This window comes from Fontibacter flavus (assembly GCF_042432905.1).
Classification (GTDB): Bacteria; Bacteroidota; Bacteroidia; order Cytophagales; family Cyclobacteriaceae; genus Fontibacter; species Fontibacter flavus.
On sequence record NZ_JBHLWI010000002.1, the window covers coordinates 1 to 24,331 of the forward strand.

22 protein-coding genes are annotated in these 24,331 nt (G+C 42.0%); 9 read left to right on the forward strand and 13 right to left on the reverse strand.

The window, feature by feature from the left end:
* Positions 1-100: 100 nt before the first annotated feature.
* The gene (locus tag ACFFIP_RS00855; RefSeq protein WP_382385667.1) at positions 101-883 is read left to right on the forward strand and encodes a 5-methylcytosine restriction system specificity protein McrC; all 783 of its coding nucleotides are present in this window, start codon (positions 101-103) and stop codon (positions 881-883) included.
* A 7-nt stretch (positions 884-890) separates the two neighbouring features.
* On the opposite strand, the gene ACFFIP_RS00860 is transcribed toward ACFFIP_RS00855, so the two are convergent.
* The 6 genes from ACFFIP_RS00860 to ACFFIP_RS00885 form a co-directional block, all read right to left on the reverse strand.
* Positions 891-1,163, reverse strand: a complete 273-nt coding sequence (locus ACFFIP_RS00860) for a hypothetical protein (protein WP_382385668.1) — start codon at positions 1,161-1,163, stop codon at positions 891-893.
* Between the two features lie 661 nt (positions 1,164-1,824).
* Positions 1,825-4,242 carry an ABC transporter permease gene (locus tag ACFFIP_RS00865; RefSeq protein WP_382385669.1) on the reverse strand — a complete coding sequence of 806 codons (2,418 nt, stop codon included), beginning with the start codon at positions 4,240-4,242 and terminating at the stop codon, positions 1,825-1,827.
* Between the two features lie 213 nt (positions 4,243-4,455).
* On the reverse strand, positions 4,456-5,076 hold the full coding sequence (locus tag ACFFIP_RS00870; RefSeq protein ID WP_382385670.1) for a hypothetical protein: 621 nt from the start codon (positions 5,074-5,076) through the stop codon (positions 4,456-4,458).
* 296 nt (positions 5,077-5,372) lie between these two features.
* Positions 5,373-6,125 carry a LytR/AlgR family response regulator transcription factor gene (locus ACFFIP_RS00875; RefSeq protein WP_382385671.1) on the reverse strand — a complete coding sequence of 251 codons (753 nt, stop codon included), beginning with the start codon at positions 6,123-6,125 and terminating at the stop codon, positions 5,373-5,375.
* On the reverse strand, positions 6,115-7,155 hold the full coding sequence (locus ACFFIP_RS00880) for a sensor histidine kinase (protein WP_382385672.1): 1,041 nt from the start codon (positions 7,153-7,155) through the stop codon (positions 6,115-6,117). Before ACFFIP_RS00880 ends, ACFFIP_RS00875 begins: the two co-directional genes overlap by 11 nt.
* A 236-nt stretch (positions 7,156-7,391) precedes the next feature.
* Positions 7,392-8,144 carry a hypothetical protein gene (locus ACFFIP_RS00885; RefSeq protein WP_382385673.1) on the reverse strand — a complete coding sequence of 251 codons (753 nt, stop codon included), beginning with the start codon at positions 8,142-8,144 and terminating at the stop codon, positions 7,392-7,394.
* Positions 8,145-8,680: 536 nt separating this feature from the next.
* Here ACFFIP_RS00885 and ACFFIP_RS00890 point away from each other — a divergent pair.
* Positions 8,681-9,088 carry a hypothetical protein gene (locus ACFFIP_RS00890; RefSeq protein ID WP_382385674.1) on the forward strand — a complete coding sequence of 136 codons (408 nt, stop codon included), beginning with the start codon at positions 8,681-8,683 and terminating at the stop codon, positions 9,086-9,088.
* A gap of 416 nt (positions 9,089-9,504) precedes the next feature.
* Here the strand turns inward: ACFFIP_RS00890 and ACFFIP_RS00895 are convergent, their stop codons facing one another.
* A complete protein-coding gene (locus tag ACFFIP_RS00895; protein ID WP_382385675.1) occupies positions 9,505-12,636 on the reverse strand; it encodes a WD40/YVTN/BNR-like repeat-containing protein in 3,132 nt (1,043 codons plus the stop codon).
* Positions 12,637-12,679: 43 nt separating this feature from the next.
* Here ACFFIP_RS00895 and ACFFIP_RS00900 point away from each other — a divergent pair, with 43 nt between their 5' ends.
* Positions 12,680-12,967: a HepT-like ribonuclease domain-containing protein gene (locus ACFFIP_RS00900; protein ID WP_382385788.1), complete on the forward strand. Its 288-nt coding sequence runs from the start codon at positions 12,680-12,682 to the stop codon at positions 12,965-12,967.
* 91 nt (positions 12,968-13,058) lie between these two features.
* Here ACFFIP_RS00900 and ACFFIP_RS00905 read toward each other — a convergent pair whose 3' ends face one another.
* Together ACFFIP_RS00905 and ACFFIP_RS00910 are read right to left on the reverse strand one after the other, a co-directional pair.
* Complete coding sequence (locus tag ACFFIP_RS00905) at positions 13,059-15,395, reverse strand: M1 family metallopeptidase (RefSeq protein WP_382385676.1); 2,337 nt, start codon at positions 15,393-15,395, stop codon at positions 13,059-13,061.
* 114 nt (positions 15,396-15,509) lie between these two features.
* On the reverse strand, positions 15,510-16,091 hold the full coding sequence (locus ACFFIP_RS00910; protein WP_382385677.1) for a HupE/UreJ family protein: 582 nt from the start codon (positions 16,089-16,091) through the stop codon (positions 15,510-15,512).
* Between the two features lie 89 nt (positions 16,092-16,180).
* Between ACFFIP_RS00910 and ACFFIP_RS00915 the strand changes: the two genes are divergently transcribed.
* Positions 16,181-16,669 carry a DUF6702 family protein gene (locus ACFFIP_RS00915; protein ID WP_382385678.1) on the forward strand — a complete coding sequence of 163 codons (489 nt, stop codon included), beginning with the start codon at positions 16,181-16,183 and terminating at the stop codon, positions 16,667-16,669.
* Between the two features lie 183 nt (positions 16,670-16,852).
* On the opposite strand, the gene ACFFIP_RS00920 is transcribed toward ACFFIP_RS00915, so the two are convergent.
* Positions 16,853-17,365, reverse strand: coding sequence for a 3-hydroxyanthranilate 3,4-dioxygenase (locus ACFFIP_RS00920; RefSeq protein WP_382385679.1), 513 nt, complete (start codon positions 17,363-17,365; stop codon positions 16,853-16,855).
* Positions 17,366-17,458: 93 nt separating this feature from the next.
* Here ACFFIP_RS00920 and ACFFIP_RS00925 point away from each other — a divergent pair, with 93 nt between their 5' ends.
* The gene (locus ACFFIP_RS00925; protein WP_382385680.1) at positions 17,459-18,448 is read left to right on the forward strand and encodes a dipeptidase; all 990 of its coding nucleotides are present in this window, start codon (positions 17,459-17,461) and stop codon (positions 18,446-18,448) included.
* 126 nt (positions 18,449-18,574) lie between these two features.
* Positions 18,575-19,195, forward strand: coding sequence for a thiamine pyrophosphokinase (locus ACFFIP_RS00930; protein WP_382385681.1), 621 nt, complete (start codon positions 18,575-18,577; stop codon positions 19,193-19,195).
* Between the two features lie 47 nt (positions 19,196-19,242).
* Here the strand turns inward: ACFFIP_RS00930 and prmC are convergent, their stop codons facing one another.
* The 3 genes from prmC to ACFFIP_RS00945 are packed head-to-tail and all read right to left on the reverse strand — an operon-like array spanning position 19,243 to position 20,733.
* Entirely contained in the window at positions 19,243-20,091 is an 849-nt protein-coding gene (gene prmC, locus ACFFIP_RS00935; RefSeq protein ID WP_382385682.1) for a peptide chain release factor N(5)-glutamine methyltransferase, read from the reverse strand.
* A gap of 4 nt (positions 20,092-20,095) precedes the next feature.
* Positions 20,096-20,449: a magnesium citrate secondary transporter gene (locus tag ACFFIP_RS00940; protein WP_382385683.1), complete on the reverse strand. Its 354-nt coding sequence runs from the start codon at positions 20,447-20,449 to the stop codon at positions 20,096-20,098.
* On the reverse strand, positions 20,449-20,733 hold the full coding sequence (locus ACFFIP_RS00945; RefSeq protein WP_382385684.1) for a hypothetical protein: 285 nt from the start codon (positions 20,731-20,733) through the stop codon (positions 20,449-20,451). The genes ACFFIP_RS00940 and ACFFIP_RS00945 overlap by 1 nt, the downstream gene beginning before the upstream one ends.
* An 81-nt stretch (positions 20,734-20,814) precedes the next feature.
* Between ACFFIP_RS00945 and ACFFIP_RS00950 the strand changes: the two genes are divergently transcribed.
* The 3 genes from ACFFIP_RS00950 (at position 20,815) to guaB (ending at position 24,329) form a co-directional block, all read left to right on the forward strand.
* Positions 20,815-22,020, forward strand: a complete 1,206-nt coding sequence (locus ACFFIP_RS00950) for an RsmB/NOP family class I SAM-dependent RNA methyltransferase (RefSeq protein ID WP_382385685.1) — start codon at positions 20,815-20,817, stop codon at positions 22,018-22,020.
* Positions 22,021-22,176: 156 nt separating this feature from the next.
* Complete coding sequence (locus ACFFIP_RS00955) at positions 22,177-22,614, forward strand: ABA4-like family protein (protein ID WP_382385686.1); 438 nt, start codon at positions 22,177-22,179, stop codon at positions 22,612-22,614.
* Positions 22,615-22,850: 236 nt separating this feature from the next.
* Positions 22,851-24,329: an IMP dehydrogenase gene (gene guaB / locus ACFFIP_RS00960; protein WP_382385687.1), complete on the forward strand. Its 1,479-nt coding sequence runs from the start codon at positions 22,851-22,853 to the stop codon at positions 24,327-24,329.
* Positions 24,330-24,331: the final 2 nt, after the last annotated feature.

Consider the following 24,331-nt stretch of genomic DNA (forward strand, 5'->3'; position numbering starts at 1 on the left):
GACAAACATGGACTAATTTAATAAAATCATCCCCTGGGACACCCAAAACCGAAACTTAAGAATCCATAAACATTGAAATTCAATAACTTAAAAAATTACGGTGAATAATCTGCGGAAGTCAGGAAAAAATTTTTTAAGCGAATTCCACTCGGAGTTTAGTGAAATCAGATTTGTATACGACTTGTGCAAATCAGAATTATTAAGCTCCAATACACCAATAAGTATTAGGACTCCAATTTCGAAAAGAATTTCATTTTTAGATGAAAGATTATATTTCCACAAACCTAAAATCACTCCAAAAATTCATATAACGAATGCGGATGGTGTGACGATAAAAGAAGCAAAGCTAATTGCCAATAGAATTCTAAATTTCAATTTAATCGATGGTACAGCATGGAGAGTAGACTTTGCTGATGTTTTTGAAAAGTTTATTCAGTATATCTTTAAAGAAGTTGCCAAATCGATAGGCGGTAAATTTATTCCCAACCTAAAAATCTACTCTAATGCTAAAAAGAGATTCCAGTGGAGCTTAAATAACTTAGAGCCAGACGGAGTATTGTTAAAAGATGATCAAGTGGTATTTATAGATGCGAAATACAAGTCTCATCTATATAATAAATTTGACCAAAATGAAAATTTGAAAGAAGAACATAGGAAAGACCTGCATCAGATTCTTGCATACAGCTCCTTTAATGATGCTAAAAACAAATCTGGTTTTTTATGTTATCCTTCTAATAAAATTGAAGTCTCAAAAATTGAATATAATTTTTCTCAATTAGGATTTTGCAGTAAAGTCCTGATGCTAGGTGTCCCCTTTAGGAAATCAATTATTCCTGAAACCAAAAATCTTATTATCGAAAATCTAGAATTACTAAATCTCTAAAAAATACTCACACCACCTCCACCACAATTCCTCCAAAATGATGCTCTTCGGCTTTGCAGGGGATACCTTTTACATAGCAGTTGTCTCCGCCATAGCGCTCTCCCATATCCTTGTATTCCCCCTGACAGCCCTGACCTAAAATGGTGGTATTGTAAAAGGCCACCGGCCTTCCTTCGGCATCAGTACATAGGTCCATACAGGTATTACAGAGATACTTGGGATACCTGGAGGAATAATCCACCTCCTGTTGACATATCGGACAATACTGCTGCTTTTCCATAAAAACTCCTTTTTTCTTCCTTTACCAAAGATCCCGAAAAGGATCAGGATAAAAAATTAATTGTCATCAATTGTCTTAAAAAGAAGAAGCGTTTTTTTGAACCATTAAGATTTTTAGGAATTAAGGGGTTCAATATTAATCGCCACAAAGGCGCTAAGGCACGAAGATCCATTGAGGATAACTCACCGCATTGGCAGAAAAAAATAAATGGTTCACACAAAGACGCAAAGGCGCAAAATAAGGAAGGTTTTTTGTGGAAAACCAAGCTGTTCATGCGGATTAAAAACGCGTTCTCGCTTCACGAAATTACTAATTCCAAGAAGCAGGAAAGACAAATAGGCAATCCCTACAGGATTGTTGCCTGATATGAAACGCTAATTTCTACCGATCGGTAATCCCTACGGGATTGGAACATAGATATACCGTGCCAGCCGCACAACCTCTCGGTAAATAAAACAGGTGTCGTATTATGCACCGGTCCCATAGGGACCGCCTATGAAATTCCGCGAAGCAGACTATGTGAACTATGAATCTATGTTGTAAAAAGAAATGAAACTTATCTGTTTGAAATTTTTAATCCCTTCTTCTCCACTGTCCATCCGGATTAAAAATACGCTGTATCGCTTCACGAAATTGCAAAATTCGCGAAGCGGGTTAACCATCAATCATTCCTCAAATAATCCACAGGATTACTTGCCGCCGCTTTGAATGACTGAAAACTCACCGTCAACCAAGCAATAAAAATGGAAAGCAGTCCAGCCAGCACCATCAAAAACAAACTAATATCCACCCGGTAGGCAAAATTCTGCAACCAGTACTTGTTCATCAGGTAATAACTCAAGGGTGCCGCTATCCCAAAGGCCAACAATACCAATAGTGTGAAATCCTTACTCAACAAGGTCACCAACTGTGGCACGGTAGCCCCAAGGGCTTTTCGGATGCTGATCTCCTTGGTCCTCTGCTCTGTAGTATAGGCAGCCAGGCCAAATAGTCCCAAACAGGCAATACTGATCGCCAATACTGTAAAGACCAAGATGATATTTCCCATTTTTTGCTCCGCTTTGAACAGCGCATCAAAATTTGCATCCACAAAAGCAAACTCAAAAGGCGCCCCGTTCACATGCTTTTTCCAGATTTCTTCCAACACTTCGAGTTTTTTGCCTACAGGACCTGGGGAAAGTTTAACCGCCATCTCATAGTTGGGCACAGTACTCAAACTTATAATCAAAGGCCTTACGCTCTGATGCAGGCTTTCAAAATTGAAATCCTTGATTACCCCAATAATGTTTTTCTCTACAGGCTCGTCATTATTTCCCCAAAATCCACTCAATCGCTGTCCATTAAGCTCGGCCCAGCCCATCATCTTAAAAGCTGTCTCATTCACGATGATGGCCGTGCTGTCACTGACAAAATCCTTTGAAAAAAACCTGCCATCTGCCATTTTAAAGCCCATGGCATCCAAGTGGTCCTCATCTACGATATATAAGGTACACATAAAATCCTGTGCGGTTTCGGGATTCCTGAAAACAGAATTCCAACCCACATTTGGAGGAAGCCTATTAGCGAAACTCGCTGCCACAAACTCCGAATTGTTCATCAATGCATCTTTAAAAGCCTTTCCATTCTGCCCCAAAGACATGGTATGGTACAGGTTGACCACATTCTCCTTCTCAAAACCCAGGTTGACATCCTGCAAATGCTTGAGTTGCTTGTACACCACCATACTGCTGATGATCAGTGATATGGATATGAAAAACTGGAAAACCACCAGGCCATTTCTCAAAGAGGATCTTCTGACTCCATGACGGACCTTTCCTTTCAAAACTGCAGAGGGAGTAAAAGAGGTCAGGTAAAAAGCTGGATATGAACCTGCCATTAAGCCTATCAATACAGCAAATACCAAAAGTGCCAGAATCACCAAAGGATTCAGGAAAATCCCCAGATTCAAATCCTTGCCGGAAAGGTTGTTGAAAGGTTCCAAAACCATCAGGACAATGAACACCGCCAAAAAGGTAGAGATCAAGCTGTACAGCAGGGATTCGGAGAGGAATTGTAGGATCAATTTGGTCTGACCGGCACCCACCGCTTTTCTGACCCCGACCTCCTTAGCCCTGTTGGCCGATCGTGCTGTGGACAGGTTCATAAAGTTGATACAGGCCAGCACGATAATAAATAAAGCTATCGCACCAAAAATATACAGGTACTGAATACTGCCTCCAGGCTTGATTTCTTCATTCACCTCTGAGCGCAGGTGGATATCCTGTACAGGTTGGATCTGAAAACCGAACTTATTTCCTGCTGCATAAAAGTTTTCAAGGGAAATGCCCAGAAACTTTTCCAGTTCGGCACCCACATACCGTTGTACAAAGCCATCCAGGGCTACTTTCACTTTATCTGAATCGGCTCCTGAATGAATTTTGAAATAATTGTAAATATTATTGTTGGTCCAGTTTTCATCAAATCCAAATTGTCCTGCTTCATTGGAAAGAATCATGTCATAGGCCAGGTGAAAATTAGCAGGGGGATCTGCAATAACTGCGGAGACCTCCATGGGGCTCTTTTCTGCTCCACGTAACAGTATTTTACCCAAGGGATTTTCATCTCCAAAATACCGCTTGGCCACCGACTCAGGAAGGACAACCCTGTCTACCCCGCTGAGGGCATTTTGAGGATCACCTTGCAGCACTTTTATGGAGAAAAATTCCAAAAAATTTTTGTCTGCAATCAAAAAGTGGGATTCCGTAAATGTTTTGTCCTCGTACTGCACGGGCATGGTCCTGAACATATTCAATCGAGTCGCCGACTCCACCTCCGGGACTTCCGCTAAGAGCGCTGGGGCAATAGAACCTGAAGTAACAGCAATGTTAAAATCATTGTCATTCATGCGCCCATGTAAAGTGACACGGTACATCCTGTCCACATCCGGGATAAATTTATCATAACTGAGTTCATCAGCCACATAGATGATGATCAACATACTGGCTGCGATTCCCAGACTCAGACCCAAAATATTAATGGCGGTATAGGCTTTTTGGCGGACCATGATCCTCCAGGCGGTTAGCAGAAAGTTCTTCAACATGGCAATTGGGTTTTGTTTAACTTACCCAATTGGGATGCCAAAGGAAAAAAACCTGAAATTTCCCCAATTTTAGAGAAAACCAAAAATCTGCGATGTCCACCTGAATGCAAATTTGACCGTGGGCGGACAAATTTTATTAATTACGAGGGAAGCTTGAAAAAAATCGAACCTAAAAATGTGAATGATTTAGCTGTAGTTAGAAATTGGTCAGTTTCATTTTTTACTTCTCTCAATCAACTTATCAATATCATAGGCTTCTTCAGGAATCTGAATGCTTTGGACCAAAACAGCGGTCATAATCATGGTATGATCCTTATTATGGAAAATCAATTCCAAAGGAAGTTTTCCTTTACTTGCTTCCAAAAAAGGACCCCAGCCTCCCATAACATGTCGTTTAAATGGCTTGGGATCGACCCAAATGTCTTCGGAAACATAGCGAATACTGGCTTTAGGACCTTCTCCTTCTACAATAGCAGTACAATTGAATCCCAGGATTTCTTTATTTTCTTTAGAAAGTGTAAACATAGGCTTAGGCTGAGAAGTCTCCCCTGCATCCAAAACATAAATGTCATTGGCCCGGGAAAAAAAATACCGGTTTGAGGAAGCATTGTAAAGCTGCTTCAAATTTTGATTTTCATCATAGGCCACATAATTATAGGCATTGATGTAATAGTGCTGAACAGAATCATTTTCCAATAACTTCTGAGCTGTAATGTCTTTACCTTCCAAATCGAGATAAGTGTAGCGGTAAAGAATGTAGCCCTCAAAAGGTAGATTTTGGGCGAAGGCATTTAAATTGAAAAAAGTGATCAGGATCAGGATGAAACTACGCATGGTATAACTTTAAGGGGAAAATTTAGTTAAAATTTACCACAGTTTATCTTGATGAAAAAATTATTTTCAGCAGAAAAAGAACACTAGACCTTAGAAGCCAAACTTGTTTCTATCTATTCACATCCTGTTCTCCACCCACAGTTTTTGGCTTCAAACAGAACACCCTAACTTAATTTGAAGACAGGATATTGATTGTGTTTTGGTTCTCGAATTTGGAATTTGAGTTTTGGAGTTTGGGTTTTGTAATTTGAGTTTTGGAATTTGGAGTTTGTGTCTTTTTTCTTACGTCTTAAAAATCACTTTTCCACCCAGTCCCTAAATGCCGCAGTAGCCGACTGACTGGTAATAAGGGATTTGTTGATGCCCCGAAGTTTGATAGCCAGGCTGTTTTTACCATAACGCTCCATCCTCTCAATAGCAGGCTTGTGGACCAATTCCGCCCGATTGATCCTGAAGAACTGGGCTGGATCTACGGTATCTTCGATTTCCTTTAAAGTGGGCGTATTTAGAATATGGCCTTTGCCTTGAATATCAGTGGCTTTCACTATTCCGCCTTCTGCTAGAAAATAGGCTATATTTTCGATCTCCAAAAAATAACTATCCTTTACTGTGTTGATGATAAACCTGCTTTTGAAAGATTCAGAAGCTTGGGGTTTTGGTTTAGCTTTGATTGAGCTTGAATTTTGTTGGGTAAACAATAGAAACTTCTTCCAGGCTTTTTCAAAGCGCTCAAAGGTAAAAGGCTTCAAAAGGTAATCAATCCCATTGCTTTCAAAGGCCTCTAACATATGATTGTCGTACGCAGTAGTAAAAATGATAGGGGATTTCAGTGCTATTTCCTGATAGATTTCAAAGGCATTGCCATCCTGCAGGGATATATCTGAGAAAATCAGATCAGCTTTTCCACCTTTCTCAAAAAAGAGAATCGCTTCTTCCACTGTGGCACATTCTGCCGCTACCTGAACCTCAGCTTCCAGCTGATCAATATACCGCTTCAACTTTCTTCTAGCAGGCAGTTCATCTTCTATAATCAATACATCAACGCACATCTGAAAATATCAAGGGTAATTGGATTTCAAAATTATCTTCACTCTTCTTAATGACCGGTAAATCAGTTCCAAAAAGCTGGTATTGGGCTTTGAGGTTTTCCAAAGCCCTACCTCCATGCAGTTTGGGGCTTTTTTTAGGTCTTAAGGTGTTTTTTACCGTAATGGTATGGTTGGTATGGTTATCCACCATCAACTCTATGGATACAGGGACACTTTCAGTACCCAAATTATGCTCGATGGCATTTTCGATCAGGAGCTGCAAACTTAAGGGAGGCAAAAAGGCATTTTCAACGGGTACACCAGAAACCTGCAACAAATAGGCCTCTCCATATTTCAGTTGCATCAATCTGAAATAGCGAGCAGCAAAATCCAGTTCCTCGACCAAGGGAACCTGTTTCCTGTCCGAAGATTTTAACACATACCGGTAAATTTCAGAAAAATCATGGAGAAAACGCGAGGCCTTTTCCCTGTCTTCTTCGATCAACTGATCCAGCACATTCAGGTTGTTGAACAAGAAATGAGGATCCAACTGCGCTTTGAGCTTGGACAACTGACTTTCCATTTGTGATTTTTCGAGCTGATTGATCCTTTCCTGGTCTTCCTTATACCTTTGAAAATAGTAATGCGCCAGGAAAAATCCCCCATAAACAAAGACATCCAAGACATATTTGATATTGGAGGAAGCCAGAGAATCAAAATTAAAGTTCCTTTCCACAGTATTGAAAATCAAGGCTATCAGGAAGGAAAATAGATTGTTTACAATCAAATAGAGTACTAATGAAATACCAAAAACTGAAATTGCCTTTGGTAGCGAAAATTGATTATGAGACCTTCTGATCACCAGTCCGATGATTATAAATAAGATCAGGGCATTGAAGAGCTGACCAATGGCAGCTTCAGGTGTAAACAGGTACCAATCAAATTTTCTGGAAAAATAAAACCGGATCTGAATGGATTCGAGATAGGCAAAAATGACAATGAAGGCCAAAAAGTATTTGTTCAGATAAAGCGATTCCAAAAATTTTTTCATAACAGCATTCTAGTTGTCAAAAGGTGCCCGACCCAAAAGTATAACCTTCCTCACATTTAGCAAATTTTCAGTTGGGTTAAAAAAACTTTTCCAAAGTTGAGTTAAGCCTTAATAATATTAAAATAACACAAGCTTTGGAAAAGTTATCTGGCTTTTTGGGACATCCATTCCCGCACCATGATAGGAAGGATTTTTAATCCCTTCTTATCCAAATTTTCTTTTGCCCCATCAAAACATCAATTTTTCTCAGGTGCAGGAGGGAAGGAATACAACACTTCACCCTTTTCATCAAAGAAATCCAATTTGGCCTGATTGGCCTGATCCACGTAGAACATGGCTCTTGGCATGCCCTGATCGTCAAATAAGAACAGACCGTTGTTTTGGCTACCGGATTTGCCCAGCATGACCCTAGGCGCACCACCGATCAGGTCCTGTTCCTGATATTCCTGCATTTTTGCCCTTGCTGCAGCCGGATCGGTTTTTCTCAATTCCTGCAATTCTGCCATAATCTCCATCGTTTTTTGTTGGGATTCTTTCTCAGGTCTGTCCATAAATACCAAACTGCTGCTCACCCTTCTTCTATCCCCCTGCCTACTGTCCGTGGTCAGCAACTGCATCACCTGATCGCCATCATACTGATCAAAAGTAAGGGATAAACCTGCACTGTGCCCTTTTTCGGTAAGCGCACCATCATAGATAAAACCTCCTGCCTCTATGCCGTCCTCATTGAAAAAGAGCATACCTGAGCGCTTCTTTCTGTCTGCATTGGTAGGCCTATCGTTGATTTGGGCATCCCCATTTGGAAACTTATCCACATTGGTGATGATCATCTTGACCGTTCCGTCAGGCTCTACAATATTGATTCTCTGCACATCTATTTCTTCAAAATGATGGTTGCCGTTATTTTTGAAAGCTACTGATGCCAATAAAACCACACCGGCAGCCAAGGCAGTGGAAAAACTTCTGAGTACTACTACTTCTCTGTTCATAATCTTGTTGGTTAAGTATAATTGATTAGTGAACCAAAACTAGCAGATGCCTTTCCCAATCGGACCTAGAATCGAATGAGTGCAGGAATTTTCCGAATAAGTGCAGGGGTTTTCCAAATGAACGAAGCGTGATCTGCTTATCACAATGCTAACAATGAGATGGCAGCAAATAAGGATTTCAAGAAGCGGGAATGACAAACAGGCAATCCCTATGGGATTGTTGCCTGACCTGAAACGATAATTTTCTACCGATAGGAAATCCCAATGGGATTGTAAAAAGCATATACCGTGCCAGCGGCACAACCTATTGGTAGAAATAGATGCCACAAATTATGCACAGGTCCCATAGGGACCGCCTATGAAATTCCGCGAAGCAGACTATGTGAACTATTTACCTATGTGGTAATAAATGAAACTTGGCTATTTCGGGTTTATAAACCCTTGTTCTCAACATTTTTCTATTTATTTTTTCAATTCAACTCAACATCCACCATGGTCATTTACGTCTAGGCGACGGAACCAAAATTTTGTGAACAATGAAAAAAGTCTTACTGGTATTATCGATGATTTTTTTCCTGACTTCCTGTATGGAACAGGATACCATGTCTCTGGAAGCTGGAGAATTTCCACTGGGCTCCTGGACGGTTGCCGGATGGCAGGAAAATGGTTTCACACTGGAAAGAATCAATAAACTACCGGACAACACTTTTGGCTACTCGTTCAAAAGGAACGGTGAGTTGATCAACAGGGCCAATTCGGGTTGGTGCGGCACGCCACCGATCGTTACTGCTGATTACGAAGGCAAGTGGCGGGTAGAGGATGATGTCTTAAAAGTTGAAATGCGTTTTTGGGGAGGAAATATAATCCAAGAGTGGAGAATCATCACCTCAAATGCCCAAACGGTAACCGTGGAGTTATTGAAAAGTGAGTATAAATTCGACTAAACCGACACCATAACTTTTTAAGAAATTGTTGTGCCTTGCCTCGGCGAATACAACAATAGCCCTGGGTGCAGTTAGGGGCACCCGGGGTGTTTTTTAAATTTTAAATTTCCAATTACCAATGATTAATTAAAAAGACTCAAAGGGTAAGAAACCTCAAAAAATTAAAGATGAAAGAGGCCCTGATTTTGTTCAGGGCCTCTTCTTTAAAACTTTCAGTAAAATTACTGTTTATCTTTTGCAGTTATACGCTTCTCTGCCAACAGCTTCAATTCTTAGAATTATGGGTTGTTTCGATTCAATATCTATAGTATCTAACCTGCCTGGCATCGGGCAGGTATACATAAATATCGGTTTGCTAATATTCCACTTTTGAATTGATTATTGGTGTAATTCCGGATATTCACATAATCTTTTTTTTACTTCACAAACAATACCCCAATACCAGCCTCCTGCAATTTGGCATTGTAGGCAGGTATTGCGGTATTCATCAATCTTTCACCTTCTGTTTTTAGCTTACTCCATTGCTGGGAAAGTTCAGCATAACGCTCTTTTGAGCCTTGATTCACTTTTGGAATCTGACTTTCGGTCTGATTGATCAGGAAGAGGAAGTTTGCTGTAAACTTGTTAGGGAAGTTTTCCACATCATCATAGGCTTTGGATTTTCGCTGAACCATCTCCTCATCCCAGGCCTGCATGGCTTGAAGCAGCTTTTCACCCTCTTCTTTCAATGCTTTTCTGTTTTCATCCTTTTCTATCCTGCCCAAGAATGCTTTGAGTTGGTTTTGGTAATCCATGGCAGTATTGACCATCTGATGCATTTCGGTCAGCTCAGATTCCATTTTCAGCATAAAGGTATCGTATTCGGCATAGTGTTCTCTAGTTGTCTCAAACAAGGGGTTTTCCAAGACTTTAGCGGATACAGATGACTCACCCAAAGCAGATTTCAAATGAAGGGTATAAGTTCCCGGAACTACCATATGTCCTCTGAAGCTGCCCTCAATGTATGCGGTAGGAATACCGGGCATCCCTTGATGACGCAGATCCCAGACAAAGCGGTTCAGACCCTTTTCCAAGTTCAAGACAGGTTCACGTGCCGGTCCTCCCGCATATTGGATAAATTTGGGATCCGACTTACTTGAAATCCTACGGACCAACTTACCCTGTGCGTCTCGGATTTCCAGATCCAAAGATTGACCTTCTTTCATGCCCTCTGGCAAATGGTAGTAGATGACCAAACCTGAAGCAGGATTTACCCCAACAAATGGATCCATGCCGGTTGCAGAATTACTGTTCATATCTGAATACCAATGACCTATAATCGCATCATCAGGGGTATAAAGCTGTGGTTTATCCACAGTCTTTTTCATTTCCCTGACCACATTCAAGTCATCCAAAATCCAATAGGACCTGCCAGCGGTAGCGACGATCAGGTCATTATGTGCGATTTTGAGATCGGTGATGGGGGTAAGGGGCAGGTTCAACTGAAATGATTCCCAACTCGCACCATCATTTCTGGAAATGTACATGCCTGTTTCGGTACCTGCATAAAGAAGACCTTTTACCTCTGTATCTTCACGGACTACCCTGGTAAAGGCGCCATAAGGAATCCCTTTACTGATATTGGTCCAGGTTTTACCATAATCAGCAGTTTTATAGATTGCTGGAGTATAATCGTTGAATTTATAACGGGTAGTTGCGATATAGGCCGTTCCTGGCTCATGGGGAGAAACATCAATGGCATTGACCAAAGTCTCGGGCATTCCTTTTGGCGTTACATTGCTCCATGTTGCACCTCCATCTCTCGTCAAATACACCAAACCATCATCACTTCCTGTCCAGAAAACCCCTTTTTCATGAGGGGATTCGATGATATAGGCAATGGTCCCATAGTTTTCTGCCCCTACAGCCTCATTGGTATAAGGACCTCCTCCTTTGCCTTGCTTTTCTTTTTCATTTCGGGTCAGATCCGGAGAAATCACTTCCCATGAATTGCCCATATCTCTGGTCCTGAGCACATATTGTGCAGCGTGGTAGAAAGTGCCTGGCTCATGCTGAGACCAAATGATAGGCGCATTCCAATTGAATCGGTAACGCATATCACTGGCATCCCTTCCCAGATATTGGATCGGGGCAATCATGATATTAGTAGAGGATTGGGATTTGGTATCCAGTACCTCAATGGTTCCCAGGTAACTTCCTCCCAGCACATACCTTGGATCATCAGGATCAAAAGCCAAAAAGGCAGATTCCCCTCCGGCAGAATAATTCCAATGTTCCTGTGTAATGCCACCTCTTCCCAAAGCAAGACTGTTGATGACCAAAGAAGTATTATCCTGCTGTCCACCATAGATGCGGTAAGGAAATTGGTTGTCCGTATTGATTCGGTACATCTGTGCGGTAGGCATATTATCCTGTCTGGACCAGGTCTGCGCAAAATTGAAACTGATCGCTGCCCCACCATCATCTGCGATAACCAGGTTTTTGGAGTTGTGTGGATTGATCCACATATCGTGGTAATCCCCATGGGCTGAAGGCAAGACCTCCCAGGTTTTGCCTCCATCTATCGAACGAAGCGCAGGAGCACTCAGCACATAGACTGTATTCTCTGCATTTGGATCCGGGAAAACTTCAATATAATACCAGGCACGCTGAACCAGTCGGTTGTCATTGCTGACTCTAGACCAACTGCTTCCTCCATTTTCTGACACAAAAAGTCCTCCTAAACCTTTATCGGAATCACTTTCAATCAGCGCATATACTTTGTCCGAGTTTGCCCTGGAAACAGCAATCCCCATTTTACCCATTTCTTTGGGCAGACCATTCTCCAACCTTTTCCAGGTTTTACCACCATCTACAGATTTGTATAGTCCACTGCCATCACCTCCACTAATCACCTTCCAAGGCAAGCGCTGATGTTCCCACATGGCAGCATAAAGCACCTCTGGAAAATGCATGTCCATAGACAGGTCAGCAGCGCCGGAGAGCGTGTTCACAAAAAGTACTCGCTCCCAGGTTTCTCCTCCATCTATGGATTTGTACACTCCTCTTTCCTCATTTGGACCATGCAATGCTCCCTGAGCCGCTACATAGACGATGTCCGGATTTTCGGGATGGATAATAATCCTGGAAATATGCTGCGTCTTTTCAAGGCCCATCTTTTTCCAGGTTTTCCCTGCATCAGTGGATTTATAGACCCCATCGCCATAGGAAGTCATCACACCTCGCGGTGCATGTTCTCCCATTCCAACGAATACAATTCTCGGATGGCTTTCAGACACAGCAATAGCTCCAACCGATCCCGTTCCAAAGTAACCATCGGAAATATTTTCCCATTGCTGTCCCGCATCAGTGGTTTTCCAAACCCCTCCGCCAGTGGTGCCCATATAATAGGTGAGCGGGTCACCTACCACACCACTTGTAGTAACAGAACGCCCTCCTCTAAAAGGGCCTATGTTGCGGTATTTTAAGGGTAAAGAAGAGTTATACAGCTCTTGTGCAGATACCTGAAACCCCAAAAGGATCAGGAGAATACTCAGAAGTTTTTTCATGTTTTGCCGGTGGTTTTTCAACGGATCAAGTTAAGCAACAGAAATTAGATTTACCAAAGGCTTGGAAAAAGAATCCTTTGAAAAGCATGAGTTGGTGCATCAAGCAGTATTGATGCAGTTTATTGTTATTGGAGAGGCCATCAATCATGTTGATGATGAAATACTTAACCGTTATGCCTATCCCTGGTATAAAGTCAAATCATTCCGAAACTTCATTGCCCACGAGTGTTTCAATCTAAAGCTAAGTGCAGTATGGGAAATCATTTCACAGGAGCTTGGAGTTTTATCTCAGATAATCGATGAAATGATCACCACTGAGTTTCCTCAATGATTTGGTTTTTTGCCGTACGCAAAACTACATAAAACCAAAAAAGCCCTGAAAATCAACTTCTCAGGGCTTTTATATTTTCATTCAATAAGTATTACTTTCTATTTCGAGCGCGTCTCATAGGATTGTCGCCTGTAGAAACACCTCTTGCACCTCCTGCACTTTTGAACATTTCAAATCTGCTTGGCACAAACTGTCTCGGCCAGTAGTTATTGGATTCGTCGATATCAGCAGTTTCTCTGAATGGATCCAATACCACACTTGCCACTTCTTTTTTCTTCGCAAATACTTTGGATACTTCCCACTCATTCAGTCTCCAGATCTCAGCAGGAATTCTTTCTACTTCAGAAGTACCATCAGTATAATTGAATTGAATGATCAATGGCATCACCAAACCTCCTAGGTTCTTGAATTTCATTTCATAGAAATTCAATCCGGAGTTCATCAATTCTTTTTCCTTAGGACTCAAAGAAGCCATAAAGTCTTTATAGGCTTTTTCGTCTTCAGGAGTTACCGTGAATGGGTTATAGCTATTGTAGAAATCACGTGTAGCTGGATCAGCTTCAACCACAGTCTGTTCAATATCCTTTGCATTATACGTTTTGCTGACATAACTCTCTTCTCTGTCAAAGGCTTTTTTCTGATCTGCTTTTTTCTCAGCCGGCGTTCTGTTGTCCAGCTTGTACCAATTCACCGCTTCCAAAGAAATATCTACTGGGTCTGTTCCAAAGAACCAACCTCTCCAGAACCAGTCAAGGTCAATGCCGGAAGCATCTTCCATCGTCCTGAAGAAATCATCTGGAGTTGGGTGTTTGAACATCCATCTTTGAGCATATTCTTTGAATGCATAATCAAACAACTCTCTTCCCATGATGGTTTCCCTCAGGATATTCAGGGCTGTGGCAGGTTTAGCGTATGCATTTGGACCAAACTGAATGATGTTTTCAGAGTTGGTCATAATTGGTTCCAGCAATCGTCTCTCACTGGCCATGTAAGGCGCGATTTTGTGAGCAGGACCTCTTCTGGAAGGATAATCTCTATCCCACTCCTGTTCGGCCAAAAATTGCATAAAAGTATTCAAACCCTCATCCATCCAAGACCACTGACGTTCGTCTGAATTGACGATCATTGGGAAATAATTATGTCCTACCTCGTGAATGATTACAGAGATCATTCCGTATTTGACAGCATCTGAATAGGTACCATCTTCGTCAGGACGACCATAGTTGAAACATATCATTGGATATTCCATACCGTTGGAAGCTTCCACGGAAATGGCTACCGGATAAGGATAATCAAAGGTGCGTGCTGAGTAAGATTTGATGGTATGGGCCACAACTTTGGTAGAATATTGCTCCCAAAGCGGATTGCCTTCCTTACCGTAGTATGACATCGCCATGACATCATTACCGCCTTGTTTTACCGCCATGGCATCCCAAATGAATTTTCTGGAAGATGTCCAGGCAAAGTCTCTGACATTTTCAGCATGGAAAACCCAGGTTTTTTTGTCTTTTGCTTTTTGCTTTTCCAATCTTTCAGCCTCAGCTTGTGTACGGATGACAACAGGCTTATCATAAGATTTTTTAGCCTGCTCCCATCGCTGCATTTCCGTGGCGCTCAGTACTTCCTGAGGATTCTGTAATACACCGGTAGCACCTACCATATGGTCAGCAGGCACAGTGATTTTAACTTTATAATCACCAAAAGTCAGGGCAAATTCACCTCTGCCTACAAACTGCTTGTGCTGCCATCCTTCAAAATCGGAATAAACCGCCATTCTTGGGAACCACTCAGCCATGGTGTAGAGGTAGTTACCATCCTTAGGGAAATACTCATATCCAGGACGTCCACCGATAAAACTCATCCTGTCATGGATATTGAAGCTCCAATCCACGGTGAATTCCATTTGCTGCCCAGGCATCAAAGGTTGAGGCAGATCCACACGCATCATGGTTTTCACAATAGTCACAGGAATATCTTTTCCGGACATGTCTTTTACTGAATGGATTTTGTAGCCCAAATCCTGATCATGCCACAGAATACCTTCCAATTGACGAAGGCTCATTCTTGGATTGATCCTGCTTTCAGCGATTTTAGGTGTGTTAGAATCAGCTGCCCTTTCGTTTTGGTCCAATTGGATCCAAAGATATTTTAAAGGGTCTGGAGAATTATTGAAGTAAGTAACCTTCTGCCAACCTTTGATGGATTGGTTGTCATCGTTCAGTTCCACTTCGATTTCATGGTCAGCTTTTTGCTGCCAATACATATGTCCTGGGGCTCCTGATGCCGTCCTGTACACATTGGGTGAGCGAAGTTCTGTGCCGAGCTGCTCAAAGCGTTCGGCATGATTTTGCTCTGACCACTGTGCAAATGCTGGCATGGTACAGAAAATACCCAGTGCAAATGCAGTTAAAGTAAGTAGTTTTTTCATAAGCGTGATTTTAGCATTGTTGCTGCGGAAAACCGCATGCAAGCTTGTAATATAAGATGAATCCTGTGTTTATTCAATAATTCCAAACATCCTTCTGTCGGGATCTTATAATTTTTACCAAAACTTGGTGTCGATCATCATCATGATGGACATCCCCAACACAATAGACGAGATGACCAAGGCCCAATCCCTTCTGTTGATGCCGATAATACCGACCAAGATACTGGAAGCAACCATAAATATGGCCACAATGACCAACTGTCCAACTTCCAACCCGATATTGAAGGCCAATAATGGTTCGAAGATGGAAGCCTCTCGGCCCAGCAAGGACCGCAGGTAATTGGAGAAACCCAAACCATGGATCAAACCAAAGAAAAGGGCAAATAGATAGTTGATCTGCACGCCTCGACCTGTGCTGGGCTTGGGCTTGAAGATATTGCTCAAGGCGGTTATACCAATGGTTACCGGAATCAGAAATTCCACCAGATCGGTATTTACTTTGACAACATTCAGCGTTGCAAGTGCCAAAGTAAGAGAGTGGCCTACTGTGAAAGCCGTGACCAGGATGATGATTTTTTTCCAATCTCTAAGTACATATACTGCACAGAGTGCCACGACAAAGAGGATGTGGTCAAATCCGTCCAAATCCAGAATATGCTGGATACCTAATTGAAAATACAGTTGAAACTGTCCCATTAAATGCTTTATTATTTTACACCTGAATTAATTTTCAGGTATGATCGTTTATTGTATAATTTGCAAAGAAAATAAAATAAGCTTACATCATGCACTTGAATTACATTTTCATGCTCTTTTTGGGATGGAAGGTGTTTTATCACCCCTTCTATATCAGCCTATCTGAGCTTAGATATAACCCCAACAATAAAAGTCTGGAAATCGCCCAAAAGATTTTTTGGGATGATCTGGAAGTGGCTTTAAGTGACATACACCATACTAAAGTGGATTTTCTCAATCCTACCGACCGAAAAGCATTGGAAGAAATGGCCAAAGCCTACCTTTTGGACAAAAATGAGATCTTCATCAATGGTAAAAAAGTGCAGTTAAATTACCTGGGTTTTGAAATCGAGGAGGAGGCGGCTTGGTTTTATTTAGAGGCCGAAAAGGTACCGCTACCCAAAACCGTTGAAATACATAATGAGGTATTATTACAACATTTTGAAGGACAGCAGAATATCATCAATTTTTATGTAGACAAAAGACCCAAAAGTCTGATTCTGTACAAAGGAAAAGAAAGCGGGGTTTTGAAGTTTTGAATTTGAAATAAGACGCAAGACCCAAGATACAAGATGCAAGACATAAGACTTAAAATCGTTTGTCAGTAAGCGGATTTTTAAATCCGGTTTATCAAGGTTCGGGATTGTAAATCCCGAACAGCAGCATTCAATCCCGTAGGGATTGCCTATTTGTCTTTATCGCTTTTCGATATCCCGAACAGCTTACTTCTCCATCACCGTCCCACATTTTTTGCACTTGGTATGCTCGGGATTACTCCAAAACCTCTCCATGATAGGAGGCAATTGGTTCACGATATCGGTGATTTCAGCAAATTCCTCATAGAGTTTATGACCGCAGTTTTCACAATGCCAGATAAACCCATCCTGCTCACCAAGTCTTCTGTATCGCTCCAGAACCAAACCAATGGTGTTGGCTGGTCTTCTTGGTGAATGGGGCACCCTAGCGGGCAACAAAAACATTTCACCCTCTTTGATTTCGATATCCTTTACCTCTCCATCTTCCACGATCTTCAGGACTATGTCCCCTTCTATCTGGTAGAAAAATTCCTCTCCTTCATCGTAGTGAAAATCTTTTCGGGAATTGGGCCCACCAACCACCATCACGATGAAATCGTCGTTCCCTTTGTACATCACTTGGTTTCCTACAGGTGGTTTCAAAAGGTGACGGTTTTCTTCAATCCACTTCTGAAAATTGATGGGTTTGGCGATAGGCATGTATTGAGTCCTTAAGTTAACATTTGATTTAAAGGCTAAAAATATTAAAAAAAGCTCATTTTTTGGTTTCTTTGAATATTCAATCTCAGCATCATGCAAATACCCATCATCGACACCCATTGCGACATCTTATCCTATCTGGCCAAAACCCCAAAAGCAGCGGCAGATAAATCCGAAGATATTGCCTGTGCTATCCCTCTACTACAACTAGGCAATGTCAAATTGCAAATATGTGCCATATACACTGATGTAAGGCCTGGAAGTATGGAACTGGCCACCCTGCAGGCCTATAAATATCGCGAAATGTTGATGATGCATGCCCAGGAAGTGGTGCAGGCTGATGCTGAATTTTTGAAGAACATCAACCTTAATTCCAAAATTGGATTGGTCACCGCCATTGAAAATGCTGCAGGGCTGGCAGATGAAGAGGCTCCTATCCAAAAAGCATTCGAGCAGCTGGACAAATTGATTCAGATGACCAGAAGAATGGCATATATCAGTTTGACCCACCATACCGAAAACAGGTTTGGAGGCGGTAATTATACCGAAGGCATAGGATTAAAAGATGATGGCAAGCGCATACTAGATTATATTTCAGGTAAAAAAATTGCCATCGACCTTTCCCATACATCTGATTTACTGGCTGAAGGTATCCTCAAGCACATTGATACCCAAAAGCTTGATGTTCCGGTAATGGCCAGCCATTCCAATTTCCGTAGCATCTGGAACCATAAAAGAAACCTGCCCAATGAATTTGCACAGGAAATCATCAAAAGGGGCGGGCTGATCGGCGTGAACTTCCTAAGGGCATTTCTGGATAATGAACATCCTGAAAGGGTCTTCGAACATATTCTTCACGGGTTTGAAATAGGAGCGGAAGAACAAATGTGTTTTGGTGCAGATTTCTTTTATACCAAAGACTTTCCGGATCCAAGCAGGCATCCTTTCTATTTCCCCATTGTGGAAAATGCTTCGAAATACCCAAGTATCCTGGATAAACTGGGTGAAAACCTCAATCAGTCTCAACTGGAAAAACTGGCCTTTAAAAACGCTCAGCGCTTTTTCAAAACTCTCTGGGCTTAATCCTTTTCAGGCAAAATTGTAGCCTAAACATCAGATTTGGAGTTTGAAATTTGGAGTTTGTGTTTTGGAGCTTGGAATTTGAGTTTTGGTAATTGATAATTGGTAATTGGTAATTGGTAATTTAACATGTCTTCCCATCATTTCGTCAAAGAACAACAGGAACCAGCATTGGTCATTTTGGATACTACTGGTATTACATTTGAGCAGATTGCCCCACTTCTGGAATGGGTGCCTACTGTCATGGTGGCCCAAGAGGAAATCTTCACAGTGATTTCTTGGGGGATCAAGGTGGATTTGATTTTGGCCGATTTGGAATTCCAAAAGGAAAACTTCAAGCTGCTCGAAGAACAATATCCAGTTAAATTTCTAGGCGTTAAAAACGGCGATTACTTGAATGAGTCTTTGCAATACCTCATCGCCTCCAAGCATGGAGCAGCCAATATTGTAGGATTTGACCACCAGAAGGTTTTTGACTTAGAACCTATGTTGGAGTTTTTCGATCTGGTCATATGGGATGGATCTATTAGGTATTTTCCAGTGAAAAACGGCAACTTCAAAAAGTGGTTTACCGCATGCGATGTACAACTTCATGCTCCTGAAGGGAGCCTGATAGAGATCAAAAATGCAGAGGGGAGTCATATTCTGGAGATCCAGCCCACTACCATAATTGCCGTTCCGGAAGGCATCTCAGAATTTAATTCCAAGGGCCTGTTCTGGATTGGGCAGATTTTCAATACTGAAGCTTAAACCGCATTCTATCAGAAACCTTCCTGCCAAAAAAATTCAAACCTTAACTATTTTAATCCCTTAAAGACTCCCACAACCATCCTATCCCTGTCATTCAGATCTTTAAGCACCCTCACCTGAGAGTACCCAAGACCTTCCATCAGTTTTTTTGTGTCAACCCCCAAGGCTTCATTGATCTCGAAATAGAGTTTGCCTCCAGGCTTCAATGCCCTTCGGGCTTTATGAGCAATCTCCCTGTAAAAAAGTAAAGGATCCTCATCAAAAACAAACAAGGCCAAATGAGGTTCATGTTCCAGAACATTACGGTGCATCATTTCCTTCTCAGAATACCGGACATAAGGAGGATTACTGACCACGATATCCAAACCCGTCCAAGGGATTTCCTCCGTCAAAATATCCAGTTTTTGAAACTTCACACAGGCATGTAAAACCAGATTATTGCGTTCCGCCATTTCCAAAGCCTCATCCGATATATCCACCCCATATACCTCCGCATCCTGCATTTCCAAGGCCAGGGAAATGGGAATACAACCAGAACCTGTTCCTATATCCAAAATTCTGAGGCCTTTTTGTGGGTTTTCTTTGATGATCAAATGGACCAGTTCCTCCGTCTCATTTCTAGGAATCAGCACAGCAGGGCTAACCTCAAACTCCCGCCCATAAAAAGGAGCTGTTCCTAATATATACTGAATGGGCCTGCCGCTTAACAGTTGCTCTAAGGCAGACACCAAACTTTCAGGCAAAAACTCCACTTCATCATCCTTGATGATATCCATCCTTTTTTTACCCAAAAATTCCTCAAACAGCCAAATCACCAAACTTTCAGCCTCCTCCGCTGGGTAAAGCGCCATCAATTGTTGCTGGTAATCTTTGAAGAGTTCTCTGATCCGGATCATTTTTTCAGTATCGGTTTATCAATCGGTAAAATAAAAGCGAACCAAAGGCATATGCCAGGACATCCCAAGGGTCTGCGGTATAAAGATCAGACCATTTTGGCAGAAGAAATTCAAAAAGAAAAGAAAAATAAAGCCAGCCCACCACGATTTGAGTTTTGGTAAACCTGAATTGGGCTTTCGACGGGTGTATCCAACGAAATATTTGCAGGGTAATGCCCAGAACCACCGGCATGGCCAAGAGGTCGTCCCCATAGGCATGTACCCAAGGAATAAAAATCCCCAGCTCCTTTTCCAAGTACTGATTGACCCAAAAAAGAAGGCAGGCCATCAGAAAGTACGGGTTTTTGATTACACTCATTATCCCGGTAAGGCAGCAATCAACCAAGCCAAAAAGGTCAATATCGCCATGTATATGGTATAAAAAAGGTTACCTGCCTTTTTCAAAAATACGACTACCGGTCCATCATGCTCTTTGATATCAAAAATCCACTGTTCCCTATTTGCTTTTTTATCTCTTTCTCTGATTTCATGGTATTCCAAATCCCTTCCTCCCAGAGGTTTTCCACAATGCTCGCAAAGGTCATTCATGTCCGTGGTCCATTTGGACCATTCCCCACAATGAGGGCATTTTTTCTGTCCCATGGCTTAAAAATAGCAAAGGATGAACAAAGAAGGAAGTTTAATTACATGCTATTGTGGTCAGGGAATGACTATCTTTGTAGCATGAAGCTTTTCCCTAATACAGTCAAAGGTGTGGTTTATGCCATTGACGAAATATTCAATCAAAAAAAATACGCTGACAAAGTCATCGAAAAAACCCTGAAGTCCAACCCTAAATGGGGTGCAAGAGATAGGGGTTTTGTCGCTGAATCTGTATATGAAATGGTCCGCTGGTGGAGACTGATCAATGAGGTCAGCCCATCCAAAGACCTCTACCACCTTTTTGGCACTTACTGGCTGCTTCAGGGCAAATCCCTTCCAGATTGGCGGGAATTCAAAGGTCTTGAGCCGGAAAAAATCAAAGCAAGATTCGAAAGGATCAAAGAAAACAGGGCTTTGAAGCAATCCATACCGGATTGGATGGACCAAATGGGTTCGGAATTGCTGGGAGAAAAATGGGACAAAGAAATCGATACCCTTAACCAGCAAGCCGAAGTTGTCCTCCGTGTCAATACTTTAAAGATTACCAGAGAGGACTTGATGAACCGCTTGGCAGCAGAAGGCATTCAGACCTATGCACCAAAAGGCTATAAAGATGCCCTGGTCTTGGCTCAAAGACAGAATATTTTTAAAAACCCAGCTTTCAAGGAGGGTTTGTTTGAAGTTCAGGACGCATCTTCCCAATTGGTTGCAGCAGCTTTGGATGTAGAACCTGGCATGCGGGTGATCGATGCCTGCGCAGGTGCCGGAGGAAAATCCCTGCACTTAGCCGCTCTGATGCAAAACAAAGGCAGGATTTTATCTATGGACGTCGAAGAATGGAAACTGCAGAACACCAAATTGCGTGCGAGAAGGAATGGGGTAAGTATCATAGAACCAAAGGTGATTGAAGGTAATAAAACCATTAAAAGACTGAAAGAATCTGCCGATAGGGTATTATTGGATGTGCCATGCTCAGGTTTGGGAGTTTTGAAAAGAAACCCGGATACCAAATGGAAACTCAGTCCCGAGTCCATCGAAAAGGTACAGGGTATTCAGCAGGAGATTTTACAGAACTACTCCTCCATGGTCAAGCCTGGTGGTCTTTTGGTCTATGCTACCTGCAGCATTTTACCTTCTGAAAATCAACAGCAAGTGGAAAAGTTTCTTGCTTCTGAAAAAGGAAAAGACTTTGAACTGATCGAAGACCAAAAAGTTTTGGCCCAGGAAAGTGGTTTTGATGGATTTTACATCGCCAAAATCGCCCGAAAGAAGGAACAAACAGCATAAGTCGAAAGTACTGAAATCAGGCGATAGGCTTAACCCCTTTTTTGGATAGCTTACAATTGGCCCCAAGAAAGTTAATTCCTAGGTAAATTTCCAGGTTGAGGAGAAGTATTTAGTGGAAATTTTGTGTAAATTTCATCAGACCAAAATATCTCACCCATGACACTAGAAGCCATTTTCGGCATGGCCAGTTTATTGGCCATCTTTTCCTGGATTGCCTTATTTATCTTCTATCCCAGCAAATGGATTTATCAAACCCTATTTTCTGGGGTGTTGATTGTACTTGGTATTATGTATTTGTTCTACCTCTTTACAGGTATAGGCAGCTTGGCAGATTTTAACTTCGATAGCTTGGAGCAGGTAAGGACGGTCTTCAGTTCAGACGAAGCATTGTTGGCAGGATGGATACATTATCTGGCATTTGACCTGTTTGTAGGCATGTGGATCAGTAAGGATTCCTGGGAAAAAAATATCAGCCGGTGGGTATTATTACCTTGCCTGCTTTTCACCTTCATGATGGGGCCGATAGGTTTAATGCTCTATTTCATAGTACGTGCCATCAAAACCAAAAAACTGAACCAAAGCCCATTTCATTGATCGGAAAACGATATCATTTCGAATAGAAATGACTGTTTAATTCAGACAAAACCACTGTTAAAAGATATTCCAGGCCGGGTATGTTCATGTCTAAATGCAGAACAAACCCGAAGAAAATTTTCTATTGGTTAAAGAAAATCATGAAAACTTAAATTTATTTTGAATTCAGTTTGATTGACAATCGAAAATCTTTGTATCTTTGACGGGCAAATAGGGTTACCTAACCAATATTTGCCATGAATAGAAATTCCGATAAATTCCTCTACGAAGCACTTACCTACGATGACGTGCTTCTTGTCCCAGGGTACTCAGAAGTCCTTCCGCGCGACACCAACACCTCCACACAACTTACCAAGAACATCAGACTGAACATTCCATTGGTTTCCGCTGCTATGGATACCGTAACGGAAGCTGATTTGGCCATTGCCATCGCCCTTGAGGGCGGTTTGGGATTTATCCACAAAAACATGTCCATTGAGAAGCAGGCGGCTCAGGTGAGAAAGGTAAAACGTTCTCAGGCGGGTATGATTTTGGATCCGATTACTTTGGATATCAATGCCAGGGTAAAAGATGCAGAAGCCATCATGCGAGAATTCCATATCGGAGGTATTCCAGTAGTGGATGATCAGAGGATATTAAAAGGTATCATCACCAACAGAGACTTAAGGTTTATCAAAGACCCGAATGTGATGATCAAAGACATCATGACAGTTGAAGGTCTGATCACGGCCAAAGCTGGGGTTTCTTTGGAGCAAGCAGAAGAAATTCTACAGGAATACAAAATCGAAAAATTACCAATCGTCGATGAGGAGAATAAACTCACCGGCTTGATTACCTACAAGGATATTCTGAAAAGAAAAGACAAGCCCCATGCTTGCAAAGACGAATATGGCAGACTGAGAGTAGGTGCTGCTGTAGGTGTTACCGCCGATATCGTTGAAAGGGTAGAAGCATTGAAAAACGCAGGAGTGGATGTTGTGTCTATTGACACTGCACATGGTCACTCCAGAGGTGTTATCGAGACCTGCAAAAGAATCAAGGCGGTTTTCCCTGATTTGGATGTGATTGTCGGCAATATTGCAACTCCTGAAGCCGCATTGGCTTTGGCAGAAGCGGGAGCGGATGCGGTTAAAGTAGGTGTGGGACCAGGTAGTATCTGTACTACCCGTGTGATTGCAGGGGTAGGTGTACCTCAGTTATCTGCAGTTTTTGAATGTGCTGAAGCATTACAAGGGAAAAACGTGCCAGTCATCGCAGATGGGGGAATCCGTTATTCAGGTGATTTGGTCAAAGCCATTGCTGCAGGTGCCAGCTCTATTATGATCGGCTCCTTATTGGCCGGAACAGAGGAAGCTCCAGGTGAAATGATCATCTATGAAGGAAGAAAATTCAAAACTTACAGGGGCATGGGCTCCTTGGAAGCTATGGAATCCGGTTCAAAAGACAGATATTTCCAGGATGCAGAAGACAACATCAAAAAATTGGTACCTGAAGGCATTGTGGGTCGTGTTGCTTACAAAGGTTTGGTATCAGAGGTATTGTACCAGTTGGTAGGTGGTCTGCAGGCCGGTATGGGTTACTGCGGTACCAAAACAGTGGAAGACCTCCAGCGAGATGGTAAATTTGTCAAAATCACTGCTGCAGGTGTAAAAGAATCCCATCCACATGATGTGAGCATCACCAGGGAAGCACCTAACTACTCTGCAAAGATGTAATC